The organism is Seonamhaeicola aphaedonensis, assembly GCF_003386195.1.
GTDB classification, from domain to species: Bacteria; Bacteroidota; Bacteroidia; order Flavobacteriales; family Flavobacteriaceae; genus Seonamhaeicola; species Seonamhaeicola aphaedonensis.
In genome coordinates this window covers 1-13748 of the sequence record NZ_QRDX01000007.1, presented here as the reverse complement: position 1 = coordinate 13748, position 13748 = coordinate 1, and the positions used below count along the sequence as shown (strand labels likewise).

Sequence of the window (13748 nt, the reverse complement as noted above, 5' to 3'; positions counted from 1 at the left end):
GGTTTTTTTAGTTTTTAAATAAGAAATGGTAAACTTTAGTTTGATATTTTTTTAAAACCCCTCAAAAACCCCTAAACCAAATAGCGCAAAATCATACTTTACAGGATCGTTTGAATCTAGATTGCGTAGTGAATTATCTAGTTCTTGCAATGCTTTTGCATCGTTTTGTTTTCTGGTTAGAAGTCCTAGTTTTCTAGCCACATTACCTGAGTGCACATCCAGAGGACAAGATAACTGACTGGGCAATATGCTTTTCCAAATTCCAAAGTCAACACCAGTATTGTCTTGTCTAACCATCCAACGTAAAAACATATTAATTCGTTTGGCGGCGGAGTTTTTCAAAGGATTACTTATATGCTTTTGGGTTCTGGGTAAGTGGTCTACTTCAAAAAATACCTCTTTGAATTTTGAAATAGAAAGCTGTAATGAATTCGGTTTAGCATATTTTAAAAAAATTGCTTCCAATCCAGAATGATTTAAATATATATGCTTTAAACTTTTTACAAACTGCATACAATCATCACCATTAAAAGTACGGTGAACAAATGTGTTTAATTTTTCTAGATCGGTAGCTTGATGGTTTATAACAAAATCGTATGGTGCATTATCTAAAAGGGTTATCAAGCGTTTAGCGTTATTGATGATACTTTTGCGGTTTCCCCAGGCAATAGTGGCGGTTAAAAAACCAGCAATTTCGATGTCTTCTTTTTTTGAGAATTGGTGAGGTACTTGAATAGGGTCACTTTCTATAAATCTTGGCTGATTGTATTGAATTACTTTTAAATCTAAAAACTCTCGTAATTCATTTTTATTTAATTTCATTTATTTAAGACGATATTAAATTCAATTTAAAATACTCTAAAGTATGTAAAGTATACTTAAATTAATGAACATTTAATTGAAATAAATATCGGTATGTTATGAGTTTCATAAAAAAATTGATATGAATATATTCTCATTTAAAATCCTGTACTAGATTACATGAAAAGTTTATAAATAATCGATAAAATATGTATTTTTGTCTTTTTAAAGCGATTTTAATAAAAAAACCATAATCTAAAGGAAATAAAAGCGTTAATTAGTAATAAATTACTGAGTTATGAGAAAGATATTAGCCCCAATACTTGTCATTTTATTTGTGTCATGTCAAAAAAACGATACTCCATTAAATGACTCTGGCCCTGATGATGCTACTAGAACTGTTTATATAAATATACTAAATGAGTATGTATTAGCTAATGAAATTTTTCAAGATGTAGTAAATAATAGTGGTGATGTACTGTTAATTGCTGAAAATTCTTTAACTGGAAAAACCAATAGTAGTAAAATTGACGCCACAATTACAATAGAACCTTTTGATTTGGAAACGTTTCCCAAAACCATAACAGTAGATTTTGGTTCTGGAACGCAAGGTAGAGATGGTGTTATTCGTAGAGGCAGTATTACTATAGTATCAACGGGATGGTACTGGGAACAAGAAAGTTTACATACCATTACTTTTAATAACTATTATCATGAAGTTTTTAAAGTGGGAGGGACTCAAGTTGTTAAAAATTTTGGTGAAAATGAAGATGGTTTGATAGAGTTTTTTGTTACAGTTGAAGATGGTATTATTTCTAGTACTGACGGTGTAAATGTTACTTTTAATGATGCTTCTTCAAGAATATGGATTGCTGGTTCTGAAACTCCCTTAAACATCTGGGATGATGAGTATCTATTAGACGCGCTTCAAAATGGATTTAGTTCTGATGGAACTACTTACACATTAGTTTTTGAAGAACCATTACATTATGTTTTGTTGCCTAGGGCTATAAGATCAGGAATTATAGATTTGAATATAGGAGGCTATCCAGGTTTTAAAATTAATTATAACAACAAAACTATTACAATACTTGGAGTAACAACTGGCTTTTAAACGAGCATTAGTTTTAATAAAATCTTATTGTAAGTTGGTATTTTTTTAACTCAAAAATTTACCATCCACCATAGTTAACTTTCTGTCGGCCATATCTGCAAGATCTTCGTTATGAGTAACTATAACGAAGGTTTGTCCAAACTCACCACGAAGTTTAAAGAAAAGATTATGTAAGTTTTCGGCAGATTCACTATCTAAGTTTCCAGAAGGTTCGTCAGCAAAAATTAAATCAGGGTTATTAATTAAAGATCTGGCTACGGCAACCCGTTGCTGTTCACCTCCCGAAAGCTCACTGGGTTTATGGTCATACCTGTGAGACAACCCTAAAAAGTCTAACAATTCTTTAGCTCTTTTTTCGGCTTCTTGTTTTGCCCCCCCTTTTATAAATGCTGGTAAACAAACATTCTCTAGTGCTGTAAATTCTGGTAATAGTTGGTGAAATTGAAAAATAAAACCAATATGTTGGTTTCTAAACTTTGCTAATTCTTTATCTGATAGTGACTTTAAATTGGTACTATTTATATTGAGTTCATAAGGCTCTGCATTTGAAGCATTATCTAATGTGCCTAAAATCTGTAAAAGTGTTGTCTTTCCTGCGCCAGAAGCTCCTACAATAGATACTACTTCACCTTTCTCTACACTAATATCTACACCTTTTAAAACGTGTAAATCACCATAAAATTTGTGTATGTTTTTGGCCTTTATCATTCTTTGAGTTTCAAAGCTATGAAAATACTACTTTACAAGGTAATCAACAAGATAAACATGATTGCTTTTTTCAATGATTTCTTTTAAAAAACGAGTCTAACTTTTTTTAATTATTTTTATTAAGCTAAAAAGTAAATAATGCCATATAGAAAGTTTGAAGAATACAATATTCAGGTAACTGATGATGTTAAAGACCGTTACAAAAAAATTATTGAAGATTTAGGAGAGGATACAGAACGCGATGGACTTTTAAAAACTCCAGAACGCGCTGCTAAGGCCATGCAATTCTTAACTCAGGGATATCACCAAGACCCTGTTGAGATTCTTAAAAGTGCTATGTTCAAAGAATCGTATGATGAAATGGTAATTGTTAAGGATATCGAACTGTATTCACTTTGCGAACACCATATACTTCCGTTTTTTGGTAAAGTACACATCGCTTACATTCCTAATGGGCAAATAGTAGGACTAAGTAAGCTACCAAGAATTGTAGATGTGTTTGCAAGAAGATTACAAGTGCAGGAACGATTAACAGAACAGATATTAGATTGTATAAATTATACTTTAAAACCACAGGGTGTAGCCGTGGTTATTGAAGCCTCCCATATGTGTATGATGATGCGCGGGGTACAAAAACAAAACTCTATAACAACCACCTCTGGGTTTAGAGGGCAGTTTGAAAAAATTGAAACTCGAAATGAGTTTTTAAAATTAATTGGTAAATAGATGGTACAATAAATTTGGTATATTTCTTGTTATCAATTTATTATGTTAATTATCCATGAGCAAGTATAAAAAATTAGCCTTAAGTGTTCTTTTAGATGCTTTGGGATATGTATCTATTGTTTTTCCCCCTTTTGATTTTGTTTGGGCGCCAGCATCGGCCTTAATTATGACCAAACTGTATAAAGGAAAAGAAGGTAAAGTGGCCGCAGTTGTTTCATTTATTGAAGAGGCACTTCCTTTTTTAGATGTGATTCCAACCTTCACATTCATGTGGTTGTACACGTATGTTTTAAATCCTAAAAAAGAAGAAACAATGATAGAAGTATAAAAAAATCCCTTTCAATCCTGATAGTTATCGGGAGAAAGGGATTTTTATATTAATGCAAAATAGTTATTGCACTACCACATTAAATGTTTGAGCAATATCTTCTTCACCACCTGCATTGGTAATATCTCCACTACTAACGCCACTTGCACTTTTCATGGGTTCATGAATTAACGTAACAGTAACAGTTCCTGTTCCTGCAGCCCCAGTAGTTAGCGTAAAGCTCAAACCAATTGGGTTTCCATTTCCATCCATATCACTATACGAAAATGTTGCAATAGAATTTGTAGATACGAAAAAGAATTGGTGTTCTTCATCTTCTTCTTCAACCTCTTCAGTAATATTAACAGCTGGGGTTTCTAATTCATTTAATAATTCTATGCTTCCGTTGTAGGTAGTATTGGCCGTTAAATTTACTGGATCAGTTACAACTGGAGGGTTTGGGCCATCACCATCAGTATCTCTCGTCTGCATAATTACATCACTTCCTCCACCAACTGGAGATAAAGTTATCGTCATTGTGGTAATCACTTCTTCCTCAACTATTGGAGTAGGTGTATCATCATTATCACAGGATATAAACGATCCGATTAACATTGATAAGATTAAAATTATTTTTAAGTTTTTCATTTTTTAATTTTTTAATAGTTAAACTTTATTTGTAACATAAAATTTCTTCCTAAGTCATCGGCAAAATATCTTAATCTATTTAAGTATTCTCTATAAGAAGTATCCATGATATTAAACACGGTAAGCCCAATGTTTAAATTTGTTTTTTCTGATAATGGAACTGTAACATCACTTCTAAAATGAAGTAAGTTATAGGCTGGCGGAGGTGTACTTATGTCTACCAAAACCATTTGCTGTGTTGTAGGATTTAAGGTTTCGAAATTAAAATTAGGAAAATCATTTTGTCTAAATACCCATTCACTTTCTAAACTTGCATTAAAATCTAACCACTTTTTATTGTTGTATTCTAAAATGTTGTTAGTTCTAAAGGAGGGTATATCAATTAAAGCTGTTTTGGCTTTGGTATCTCTTCCCTTTATAAAGGATGATTTATTGCTTAAATTCCATTGCTCATTAATTTTATAAGTAGCTCCAAAATCAATTCCAAATAAAAAGGCATTAGTTTGTTCATAATTCCAGACAGGAAATGCACCTCGTATAGTTTGCTCTGTGCTAAATGGAACTAACTGAATAAAGTCTTTTATATTATTTAAAAAACCTTCAATATTTAAATCTAACTGCTCTAAATTTAATTGATATGTAGCTCCAAATCGGTTTGAAGTTTCCTGTTTAATTCTTAAATCTCCTAATTCAATTCTAGCAGCTGAATGATGCAACCCATCGCTAAACAATTCGGAAGGATTCGGTGACCTTTGTGATAATCCATAATTAAAAATTAAAGTTTGGGCTTTGTTTATTTTATGTGAAATTCCTGCTGATGCAGAAAAATTGTTAAAATTATAAACAGGATTTGTCAGTAGCTGTTGGGCATCGAAATCAATGACTCCGTATTGAATCTCTCTACCAAAGACAGAACCAATAATAATATTGTTGAAATCATTGCTATAATCCCTTTCCAACCATCTTGAGGTTAAGTAGAATTTCTGAGCATCAATCCGATTGAAATCATAGCGCAATCCAAAATCCAAATCAGTATTTTCACCCCATTTTAAATTTGAAATGGCAAAAACTCCAACATCATATCTGTCATAATCAGGAATTAAACGTCTTATACCTGTTTCTGGATTTGCAAAATTATTTTGGTATCTTAAATGAATGCCAAAATTATATACGGTTTTGAGATTTGAATCTAATTTTAAACCAGTTCGTATGGAATGGGTCCGCAGATTTAAATCTATAGCAGGTTTGTTATCGTCACTTCTTCTTACATCATATTCAAAACGTTGATTATATTGGTAATCATATTGTATTTCGAAGCGACCAAATCTTTTAAATCTTTTATAATACTCAGCCTTTAAGATTTGATGTGTTACATTCTGCCTTGGCGAGTTTATGTCATAACTAAAATCTTCTATTAAAATAGGGTCACTATTATTTATAGCATTTACCAAATCATTAATACTACCAATATGTGCTGATCTTAAAATCCCAATTTCATTTTTTAAATGACTGTAGTTAAAACTAAAACCTTTTTCAAAAGTTTTATAACCAGCACTTAAGTTAAAAGCTCTGGTATTAAGCCCAGTGTTGGTTAGTAAATAGTCGGGAGCCTCAAAATCACCAAAACCTTTCTTGGATGCTTGACCACTTGCAAACCAACCACCTTTCCAAGTTTTTGTAATAGAAGTTGTTACATTATAACCTCTTCCGTTAGTTTGTCCAGTTAAAATCGTTTTTCCGTAAAGCGAATCTTTTAAACTGATGCCAAGTGGTTTTAATATTACCACACCACCTATAGCATCACCACTATAAGCCAGTGCATTAGCACCTTTTATTACATTGATACTACCTGCAGAATTTAAATCTACATTGGGAGCATGCTCAATTCCCCATTCCTGATCTTGTAATAAAACACCATTCGTTATCACTGAAATTCTACTACTATGTAGACCATTAATTATTGGTTTTACAATAGAATTTCCTGTGTTTATGGATGAAACACCGCTTATTTCCCTCAAAGCATCACCAAGATTTAAGGCACTAAACCGTTCCAAAGTTTTAGTATTTAGTTGAGTTTCTTGGGCAGTTTTAGTGAGTTTTTTTGGCGCCACTCCTGAGACTTTTACCTCGTGAAGTTCTTCAATATGATGTTCCATATCAATCACCCTGAAGGTATCACCATTTATATCTACATCTAAACGCTGCGTTTCACAACCTATATGAGATATCACCAATATCAACTTCCCATTACAGATGTTTTTAACTGAGAACTTTCCATTAATATCTGTGGTGGTATAAGAATTAAGCGTTTCAATATAAACCGTAGCACCAGACATGGGCGTACCATCATGAAAATCTTTTACTTCTCCAATAAAAGTATATGTACAATTCTGAGTATGGGCTAGATTGAAAAACCAGAGCACCACAATCAATAAATAATGTTTCATTACATCGTGTTTTAGTTTAAATAGAGACTTTTAAACTAAAACTGGTGGCCCTCTTAAAGAGAAAGATAAATGCCGATGATTATTAAGAAATTTATATGTTAAAAATGATATTTTATCATTCCAATTATAATTGATTAGGTAAACAAACTTTCCTATACTAAGAAAATGATTGTTAAGCTGGAATTTTTGAAATTCACAATCTAAATCTACTTTGTGAATATGCTCAGATTTTCCATCAATACAAACTTTATGCTCATGATGTTCAAAAACATGAATAAATTTAATAGCTGTTGGTGTAAAAATTACAGCAACTAAAAGAAGTATAATAGCTTTTATGGTAATATAATCTTTTAATTTACTCATCTAATCACCAATTAATCTTTTTAGACCTAACCGTTTGAGCATTTTCTTTTCAAACTCCCAGAAAAATTTATACTGACCAAATAACCAACCAAAACCAACCAATAAAAACTGATAAACAACAAAGAGTAAAAGGATTCTAATGGTCCAATACCCAAAACCTCCCAAATTGTCGGGGGTTATGTTTAAATAAGAAAGAATTGGTTTTCCAATGTAAGAAGCTGTAGAACCAGTAATAGCAAATACAACAAAAATAATTGCAATTTGCCAATTGGATTCAATACCCCAATGTTGTTTTAGTTTATTCACAGCACGTCTTTATGCTGCAAAAATAACAAATGCAATTAAATTCTGGGTTGAAAAGGCCCTAATCTTTGATTGTATTTTAGCTGAAAATAAATAAAGTAGTTGTAGAGTTTATAATTCACTTCGTAGCCATAATCTATATTTGGGTCATAATCAATTTGGAGTTCATATAAATTAGGATTAAATCTTGCAGGTTGTAACACTCTTTGATTCCATTCTATCACAAAAATGCTATTTCTTCTTTCCATGAATTGTTGGGAGTAGAAGCCCTCAGGTCTAGCAGTAGAGGCGAGCCAAAATGAAAAACCAGGATCAATGATTATAATTTCGTACTCTAATGCTTCATTTGCAATTTTAACCGTATCGTTAGCCTTTACTGCTTCGTTTTTTTCATAAGTATTTGATGAAATTTTTTTTGTGGAATTACAACCAAAAGCAAGTAATAAAGATGTTATGAGTATGTAGAATATTTTTTTCATGATAAGTAATTTTCAATTCATACTTCAAAATTACATCAGTATTTAAGCACTAGAAAACACCTTTGAGGTAAGTACCATTTTAATTGAGTAAACGCACCAACAGGTTTAACTAATTTACAAAAATCATTCCTTATGAAATGGTTTCAAGTGTTTTTTATCAAAAAATAAGGTACAAAAACTTTAACTCTCAACCCGTCCCAATTGCTATTGGGATTATTTTAGAATGAGAGTTTAAGCTTTTTTTGACAGTCTTTTATTTATTTTCTAATTGGGTTTGTTACTTTCCAAACAAACCACCAAGTAAACCACCAAGTCCACCTTTCTTTTTATTACCACCTAATACCATGCCAGCAACATCATCAACTACACTACCATCTCCATCGGCATCTAAAATAGACTCTAAAAAACTTTGTTCTTGTTGTGGAGAGTTTCCGCTAATTAAACCGCCCAATAAGCTTTCTATGCCATCTTGATTAGTAACTTTTTGTTGCCTGGTTTGTTTTCCCAAAAGTCCCATTACAATAGGAGCAGCAATTTTTAGTATTTGAGCAACAGAACTAGCATCCATTCCAGATTTGGCTCCCAGTATATTGGTAACGTTTTGCTTTTTGTTACCAAGTACATGCCCTAGAATTTTATCACCATCATTGAGTACGTTATTATCTATTCCACCTCCAAATAAACCGCCTAGATTATCTAAGATACTGCCGTCATGTTTGCTGTTTAAGGCTCCCAACAAACCTTCAGCACCTTGTGGTGTAGAGGCATTACGCTTCATAGCCTGCATTAACACCGGAAGTGCCATTGTTAATACATCTTGTGTTTTACTTTGAGGCTGATTGGTTTGACCTGCAACACCGCTAATAATGGTTTTTCCTAAGTCACTGTTTAATAAATCTAAAATTCCAGACATGGTATTGTATTGTATTTAAAATTACAAAAAATGAAGTTTGAAGGTACAAAAAAAGTCCCAACTTTTGTAGTTAGGACTCAATTATAACAATTTGGTCACATTAAAAATTACTACCCAAGAATACTGATGATTTGTGAAGCTAGTTCAGTACCAATTCTGTCCTGTGCTTCGTTCGTAGCAGCACCTGTATGCGGTGTTAAGGATAAAGCAGGATTCATTAATAACTGTACTTCTGGTTTTGGTTCTTTTTCAAACACATCCAGTGCAGCTCTAGCTACTTTACCACTTTCAATAGCTTTTACAAGTGCTATTTCATTAACTACACCACCACGAGCAGCATTTGCTAAAATAACACCATCTTTCATCATGTTAAATTCAGTTTCATCAATGACGTAGTCTTTTTGAGCAGGAACATGTAGTGTTAAGAAGTCTGCTTGTTTTAAAACGTCTTCTTTGGAAATAGTTTCAATTTCAAAGTTAACTTTTTGACCATCAAAAAAATCTAATTCTAAGTTGGCTTTTTCAATAAATGGATCAAAAGCAACTACTTTCATTCCAGCACCTAAAGCTACTTTTGCAGTGGCTTGACCTATACGACCAAACCCTAAAACACCTAGGGTTTTTCCTTTAAGTTCAGTGCCTTTGGCATAGGCTTTTTTCAAACCTTTAAAATTGCTGTCGCCCTCTAATGGCATTTCGCGGTTAGCATTATGTAAAAAACGTGCTAAACCGTACAAATGGCCAAATACTAACTCAGCCACAGAGTGTGATGAAGCGGCTGGCGTATTGATAACATGTTTACCTTGTTCTCTAGCGTATTCTACATCAATGTTGTCCATACCAACACCACCACGACCAATGATTTTTAAGTTTGGACAAGCATCTATTAAATCTTTTCGTACAGTTGTTGCACTTCGAACTAACAATACACTAATATCGTTCTCATTAATGTAGTTAATTAACTGTTCTTGCGCTACGGTGGTGGTACTTACTTCGTATCCCGCTTTTTCTAAAGCTTCAATACCACTTTTTGAAATACCATCGTTTGCTAATACTTTCATTTTTTTTAGTTAGAAGTTATAAGTCAAAAGTGATAAGTTTCTAAACTCATTCCTTTAACTTAAGATTAATTTTATTTTTTTGTCATTCCAAGGCGGTATGACGTGGCAATCTTTTTAAACAGATTACTTCACCTTGTTCGGAATGACGTCTATTTTTTTGGTTTTCAGTAAGCAACAGCATAGTGCCATTATTAACTTTAAACCTCTTTTATGCTTTTCTTTCTAATTCGCTCATCACTTCTACAAGTGCTTGAACGCTTTCTATGGGCAATGCATTGTACATAGATGCTCTGTAGCCACCTACACTTCTATGTCCATTAACAGCACTGATTCCTGCTTCCTTCAACATGGTATCAAAGGTTTCTTTGAGGTTTTCGTTTTCTAAAGTAAACGTAGCATTCATGGTAGAACGGTCTGCTTTAGAAGCAAAACCTTTAAACAATGGGTTTAAGTCTATTTCAGAATACATCAAACGTGCTTTCTTTTCATTTTCCTTTTCAATAGCAGCTATACCTCCTTTTTCCTTTAACCATTCTAAAGTTAGCATAGAGGTGTAAACAGCAAATACAGGAGGTGTATTGAACATACTGCCTTTGTCAATGTGTACTTTATAATCCATCATAGATGGAATTTTTCTAGATACTTTTCCTAATACATCTTCTTTAACAACCACTAAAGTTGTTCCTGCAGGTCCCATATTTTTTTGAGCGCCTGCATAGATAATATCGAATTTTGTGAAATCTAAACTTCTAGAAAAAATATCACTACTCATATCACACGCTACAGGTATTGGTGAGTTAGGAAATTCTTTCATTTGAGTTCCATAAATCGTATTATTAGACGTGCAGTGGAAGTAATCATAATCCTCAGGGATTTCATAACCCTTTGGAATGTAATTATAGTTGGCCTCCTTAGAAGACGCTACCTCATATATATCATCATAAATTCTGGCTTCCTTAATGGCTTTAGCTGCCCAAGAACCAGAATTTAAGTACCCAGCTCTTTTTTCTAAAAGGTTGAGCGCCACCATTAAAAACTGTGTGCTAGCCCCTCCTTGTAAAAATAATGCTTTGTAACCTTTACCTTCTAATCCTAAAAGTTCTAATGCTAAGGCTCTAGCGTTTTCCATTATATCTACAAAAGCTTTACTTCTATGAGATATTTCAAGGATAGATAAACCGCTATTGTCTAAGTCTACAACGCCTTGAGAGGCTTTTAATAAAACTTCTGGTGGTAATATACTAGGTCCTGCACTAAAGTTATGTTTTTTCATTGTTATGTGTGGTAAAATTTAAAGATGCAAAGTTGGTAATTAATTCAATAAATCTTACTAAAAAATCAATAATTTTTTTAAGAAATTGATAATAAAAATTCAACAGAATTAACACGATCCGCATAATCCCAAAGTTGAGGTTTTTGAGTGGCACCAAAAGGCACTTCATTTTCAAAAATCCCTTTAGAAACAATACATTGTATTTGTTGAGAATCAGTACTTAATTTTTCTTTCAGAAGATTAACATCTTCATAATATTCATAGAATAAAGTGGCTATTGGAGAAGCATAACTGGTATCTTCTTTTATCATTAAAAAACCGTTCTCCAGCATGTCAAATTCGCTCATTAAATACACCGCTTTGTTATAATCATAATTATTGGCGTATTTGGTTTCTTCAATAATGGGATGCCAGTGGTAAATAGACTCGAAAAAGGCATCAAAATTATAATTCTTTGGGACAAATAGTTTTGAAACGTTTCTACAACCTAACCCATAATATCTAAAAATATCTTCTGAAAGATTTTTTAAATCGTCTGTAGTTTCATGTCCGGTTAAAACAGCCACTGAATTTCTATTATTTCTAATAATTGATGGTTTACCTTTAAAATAGTATTCAAAGTAACGAGCGGTATTATTGCTTCCCGTAGCAATGACGGCATCAAAATGTTCTAGCTTTTCTTCGGTGAAAGAAATACGGCCTTTAAAATGGGGTTCAATATATTCTAGATATTTTGCCAAATAAGGAAGCAAGTGTTTATCATTGGAGGATTGTTTTACCAAAACTCTATGACCCGTAATTAAAACCGATAGAAAGTCATGAAAGCCTACCAATGGGATGTTTCCGGCCATAATAATAGCCACTTGTTTAGAATCAACATCTTGAAGGCAGTATGGCTCTAACCACTTGTTAAGGTTGCTTTGTGTTAAGGCCTCTACCCAGCTTTTTAAAGAGAACCTGATATTCTCCTGTGTGAACCAACCATTGTGTTCTTCGGCTAGTTTTAGCTGGTGTTTAAAACCATCAAAAAATAAGTCGTTACATTCAATAGTTTCTTTTTTAGTAACAACATCATTAGAGAATTGACTTAAAAATTCTCCCAGTTTTATAAAAGCATTAATTCTTTCCTCTAATTGCATGCTTAATTTGGTTTTGATAGGTTTAGGCGTTATTTTTGCAATTGCAAATTTAAGGAAACAAAAAAGAAAAAACGGTATGGCAATTATAATAACAGATGAATGTATAAATTGTGGTGCATGCGAACCAGAATGCCCAAACACTGCAATTTATGAAGGCGCCGATGATTGGCGGTATAAAGATGGTACTAGTTTAGAAGGTACTGTAGTTTTAACAAATGGAAGAGAAGTTGATGCCGATGAGGCTCAAGAGCCCATTAGTGATGAACTGTATTACATTGTTCCAGATAAGTGTACCGAATGTAAAGGTTTTCATGATGAACCCCAGTGTGCTGCGGTTTGTCCGGTAGATTGTTGTGTGCCAGATGAAGACCATGTGGAGACCGAGGAAGAGTTGTTAGCAAAACAGCGTTTTATGCATCCAGAAGATTAGTTGATAATAAACATTAATTTATATTTAAATCCTGAGCGAATGCTTGGGATTTTTTTGTTGATAATTATTTATAATTGAGAATTTATTTGTATTGATTTTCTGATAATAAAACTCTAACTTCGCTTATCTGACTATAAACGCAATTAAAACTGAGTTTATATTCTAGTTGTAAAACATTTAAGAAAAACCAATGAACAGAATTTTAAGCCTACTAATTTGTACATTTTTAATAACATCTTGCGGAAATAAACGTGATGGTGAACAAAAAACTGGACTACTTTCAAACTTTATTAGTATAACTGACAATGAAGACGCTGGAGTAAAAGAAATTCTGGATTTTTATGGAGGACAATGTAAATATGCTGTTGGAGTTTCAGCGTCAACAGAAGACGGAAAAAAGAAATATTTCGAACTCGAAATGAGTGAAAGTGATGCTATCGAAGAAAGATTAGATAAACCTAAATTACCTTCTTCGAATATTGCTTATATATTTTATAAAAATCTAAAAGAAGAAAAAAAGAATTACGATGCTATTCACGTAGTTTTAATTTCCAAAGACAATTCTAAACAACAATTTGAATATCCAATTTCCACATTGGAACAGGTTGAAAAGAGAATGAGTCTGAATGACAAAACTGTGAATTTGCTAAAAGAAAAAAAGTTTGAAGAAATAAGTTCTATGCTAAACAATGAATTAATTCCCTTCGACAAAGAAGAACTTGTACCTCGCTTAATTGAACTTGAACCTCAATTCGGAAATATAAAGGAATATCGCTTTTTTGGATTTATGATTGTCCCATTTAAAGGAAAAGAAATACTACATCTATCAGGAGCATTATTAAGAGAAAAACAAAATCACGAGTTTAGTATTGATATCGATTATAATTCAGAAAATGACGAACTATATCAACTTCAATATAAACGCTAAAAAAACGTTTTACAACAAAGAACTGAGTTAAAAAACAAGTGTTTTAAGCTAATTTAGAAACAAAGTTCTCATCGTAAGGTAATCCACTTTTTACGATAGCAAATGCCT

At 32.6% G+C, this 13748-nt stretch carries 16 protein-coding genes; 5 read left to right on the top strand and 11 right to left on the bottom strand.

The window, feature by feature from the left end; translation table 11 throughout:
• Positions 1-51 precede the first annotated feature (51 nt).
• Entirely contained in the window at positions 52-822 is a 771-nt protein-coding gene (locus DFQ02_RS11680) for a TIGR02757 family protein (protein ID WP_116524627.1), read from the bottom strand.
• 277 nt (positions 823-1099) lie between these two features.
• Between DFQ02_RS11680 and DFQ02_RS11675 the strand changes: the two genes are divergently transcribed.
• On the top strand, positions 1100-1915 hold the full coding sequence (locus DFQ02_RS11675; protein ID WP_116524626.1) for a hypothetical protein: 816 nt from the start codon (positions 1100-1102) through the stop codon (positions 1913-1915).
• A gap of 45 nt (positions 1916-1960) precedes the next feature.
• Here DFQ02_RS11675 and DFQ02_RS11670 read toward each other — a convergent pair whose 3' ends face one another.
• Complete coding sequence (locus tag DFQ02_RS11670; RefSeq protein ID WP_116524625.1) at positions 1961-2623, bottom strand: ABC transporter ATP-binding protein; 663 nt, start codon at positions 2621-2623, stop codon at positions 1961-1963.
• A 138-nt stretch (positions 2624-2761) separates the two neighbouring features.
• Between DFQ02_RS11670 and folE the strand changes: the two genes are divergently transcribed.
• Together folE and DFQ02_RS11660 are read left to right on the top strand one after the other, a co-directional pair.
• Positions 2762-3349: a GTP cyclohydrolase I FolE gene (folE, locus tag DFQ02_RS11665; protein ID WP_116524624.1), complete on the top strand. Its 588-nt coding sequence runs from the start codon at positions 2762-2764 to the stop codon at positions 3347-3349.
• Between the two features lie 55 nt (positions 3350-3404).
• Entirely contained in the window at positions 3405-3677 is a 273-nt protein-coding gene (locus tag DFQ02_RS11660) for a hypothetical protein (RefSeq protein ID WP_116524623.1), read from the top strand.
• A 63-nt stretch (positions 3678-3740) separates the two neighbouring features.
• Here the strand turns inward: DFQ02_RS11660 and DFQ02_RS11655 are convergent, their stop codons facing one another.
• The 9 genes from DFQ02_RS11655 to DFQ02_RS11615 form a co-directional block, all read right to left on the bottom strand.
• Positions 3741-4304 (bottom strand): type 1 periplasmic binding fold superfamily protein, encoded by a 564-nt coding sequence (locus DFQ02_RS11655; RefSeq protein WP_116524622.1) that lies wholly within the window; start codon positions 4302-4304, stop codon positions 3741-3743.
• 11 nt (positions 4305-4315) lie between these two features.
• On the bottom strand, positions 4316-6751 hold the full coding sequence (locus DFQ02_RS11650) for a TonB-dependent receptor (protein ID WP_116524621.1): 2436 nt from the start codon (positions 6749-6751) through the stop codon (positions 4316-4318).
• A 30-nt stretch (positions 6752-6781) separates the two neighbouring features.
• Entirely contained in the window at positions 6782-7114 is a 333-nt protein-coding gene (locus DFQ02_RS11645; protein ID WP_116524620.1) for a hypothetical protein, read from the bottom strand.
• Positions 7115-7420, bottom strand: coding sequence for a DUF6787 family protein (locus DFQ02_RS11640; protein WP_116524619.1), 306 nt, complete (start codon positions 7418-7420; stop codon positions 7115-7117).
• Positions 7421-7455: 35 nt separating this feature from the next.
• Positions 7456-7896, bottom strand: a complete 441-nt coding sequence (locus DFQ02_RS11635; RefSeq protein ID WP_116524618.1) for a DUF6146 family protein — start codon at positions 7894-7896, stop codon at positions 7456-7458.
• 277 nt (positions 7897-8173) lie between these two features.
• Positions 8174-8809 (bottom strand): DUF937 domain-containing protein, encoded by a 636-nt coding sequence (locus DFQ02_RS11630; protein WP_116524617.1) that lies wholly within the window; start codon positions 8807-8809, stop codon positions 8174-8176.
• A gap of 110 nt (positions 8810-8919) precedes the next feature.
• Positions 8920-9870 (bottom strand): D-2-hydroxyacid dehydrogenase, encoded by a 951-nt coding sequence (locus DFQ02_RS11625; RefSeq protein ID WP_116524616.1) that lies wholly within the window; start codon positions 9868-9870, stop codon positions 8920-8922.
• Positions 9871-10078: 208 nt separating this feature from the next.
• On the bottom strand, positions 10079-11143 hold the full coding sequence (gene serC, locus DFQ02_RS11620) for a 3-phosphoserine/phosphohydroxythreonine transaminase (RefSeq protein WP_116524615.1): 1065 nt from the start codon (positions 11141-11143) through the stop codon (positions 10079-10081).
• Positions 11144-11220: 77 nt separating this feature from the next.
• Positions 11221-12282: an acyl-CoA reductase gene (locus DFQ02_RS11615; protein ID WP_116524614.1), complete on the bottom strand. Its 1062-nt coding sequence runs from the start codon at positions 12280-12282 to the stop codon at positions 11221-11223.
• Between the two features lie 76 nt (positions 12283-12358).
• Between DFQ02_RS11615 and DFQ02_RS11610 the strand changes: the two genes are divergently transcribed.
• Together DFQ02_RS11610 and DFQ02_RS11605 are read left to right on the top strand one after the other, a co-directional pair.
• Complete coding sequence (locus DFQ02_RS11610; protein ID WP_116524827.1) at positions 12359-12712, top strand: 4Fe-4S dicluster domain-containing protein; 354 nt, start codon at positions 12359-12361, stop codon at positions 12710-12712.
• Between the two features lie 190 nt (positions 12713-12902).
• Positions 12903-13640, top strand: coding sequence for a hypothetical protein (locus DFQ02_RS11605; protein WP_116524613.1), 738 nt, complete (start codon positions 12903-12905; stop codon positions 13638-13640).
• Positions 13641-13748: the final 108 nt, after the last annotated feature.

Bases quoted from the DNA above. Each gene is read 5' to 3' on its own strand.
- DFQ02_RS11680 (WP_116524627.1), bottom strand. From the start codon at position 822: ATGAAATTAAATAAAAATGAATTACGAGAGTTTTTAGATTTAAAAGTA.
- DFQ02_RS11675 (WP_116524626.1), top strand. From the start codon at position 1,100: ATGAGAAAGATATTAGCCCCAATACTTGTCATTTTATTTGTGTCATGT.
- DFQ02_RS11670 (WP_116524625.1), bottom strand. From the start codon at position 2,623: ATGATAAAGGCCAAAAACATACACAAATTTTATGGTGATTTACACGTT.
- folE (WP_116524624.1), top strand. From the start codon at position 2,762: ATGCCATATAGAAAGTTTGAAGAATACAATATTCAGGTAACTGATGAT.
- DFQ02_RS11660 (WP_116524623.1), top strand. From the start codon at position 3,405: ATGAGCAAGTATAAAAAATTAGCCTTAAGTGTTCTTTTAGATGCTTTG.
- DFQ02_RS11655 (WP_116524622.1), bottom strand. From the start codon at position 4,304: ATGAAAAACTTAAAAATAATTTTAATCTTATCAATGTTAATCGGATCG.
- DFQ02_RS11650 (WP_116524621.1), bottom strand. From the start codon at position 6,751: ATGAAACATTATTTATTGATTGTGGTGCTCTGGTTTTTCAATCTAGCC.
- DFQ02_RS11645 (WP_116524620.1), bottom strand. From the start codon at position 7,114: ATGAGTAAATTAAAAGATTATATTACCATAAAAGCTATTATACTTCTT.
- DFQ02_RS11635 (WP_116524618.1), bottom strand. From the start codon at position 7,896: ATGAAAAAAATATTCTACATACTCATAACATCTTTATTACTTGCTTTT.
- DFQ02_RS11630 (WP_116524617.1), bottom strand. From the start codon at position 8,809: ATGTCTGGAATTTTAGATTTATTAAACAGTGACTTAGGAAAAACCATT.
- DFQ02_RS11625 (WP_116524616.1), bottom strand. From the start codon at position 9,870: ATGAAAGTATTAGCAAACGATGGTATTTCAAAAAGTGGTATTGAAGCT.
- serC (WP_116524615.1), bottom strand. From the start codon at position 11,143: ATGAAAAAACATAACTTTAGTGCAGGACCTAGTATATTACCACCAGAA.
- DFQ02_RS11615 (WP_116524614.1), bottom strand. From the start codon at position 12,282: ATGCAATTAGAGGAAAGAATTAATGCTTTTATAAAACTGGGAGAATTT.
- DFQ02_RS11610 (WP_116524827.1), top strand. From the start codon at position 12,359: ATGGCAATTATAATAACAGATGAATGTATAAATTGTGGTGCATGCGAA.
- DFQ02_RS11605 (WP_116524613.1), top strand. From the start codon at position 12,903: ATGAACAGAATTTTAAGCCTACTAATTTGTACATTTTTAATAACATCT.